Raw genomic sequence first — 430 nt, forward strand, 5'->3', positions numbered from 1 at the left:
GCCCTCGCGGTCCTCACGGGCCCCCTGCTGCATCCCCTCGACGTCCTCGGGGGCGAGACCGCCCTCGGGGTTGTCGTCGGTCTTGAGCAGGTAGGGCGGGACGGCGGCCGCGAAGACAGCGGCGCGCAGGCGGTCCTCCCCGAAGGTGCCGACGTAGCGGGCGATCTCGCCACCGCCCATCGAGAAGCCGACCAACGCCACGTCGCGGAGGTCCAGCGCCTCGAGCAGGCCGGCGAGGTCGGCCGCGAAAGTGTCGTAGTCGTGGCCCGACCCGGGCTTCTCGGAGTCGCCGAAGCCGCGGCGGTCGTAGGTGATCACGCGGTGCCCGGCCTCGACGAAGGCCGGCACCTGCTCGGACCAGGAGGCGCCGCTCAGCGGCCAGCCGTGGATGAGGACGACGGGTCGAGCGTCACCGCCGGTGTCCTCGTAG

The 430-nt window shown here is 73.3% G+C and carries 1 protein-coding gene; it reads right to left on the bottom strand.

Annotated features, from left to right (window positions below):
• Positions 1–430: alpha/beta fold hydrolase (locus ACU8YE_RS25670; RefSeq protein WP_446930446.1), on the bottom strand; the 430-nt coding region annotated here is incomplete at both ends.

The sequence above is a fragment of the Ralstonia sp. VS2407 genome, from assembly GCF_052950655.1.